Annotated in this window: 1 protein-coding gene; it reads right to left on the reverse strand. The window is 72.6% G+C overall.

Going from position 1 to position 230, the window contains the following annotated elements:
• On the reverse strand, positions 1-230 hold a 230-nt coding region (locus ACLQ2R_RS39725; protein WP_425966572.1), incomplete at both ends, for a DUF7507 domain-containing protein.

Genomic DNA, 230 nt, shown 5'->3' on the forward strand with positions numbered 1-230 from the left:
CGCCTGGGTGGCGGCGATCGGGAAGGCGGTCTTCAGCACGGCCAGCGCGGGAGCGGCGACGGCGGTGACCGTCGCGGCCGACGAAGGAGAGGTGACGGCGGGTCCGACAGGTGGCGTGCCCGAGACGGTCGCCGTGTTGGTGATGGTCCCGGCGTTGATGTCGGCCTGGGTGGTGACGTAGGTGTTCGTGCAGGTGGTCGACGCCTGCGGGGCCAGGGTCGTCACCGGGC

This window comes from Streptosporangium sp. DT93, assembly GCF_049844535.1.
In the GTDB taxonomy this organism is placed as follows: Bacteria; Actinomycetota; Actinomycetes; order Streptosporangiales; family Streptosporangiaceae; genus Streptosporangium.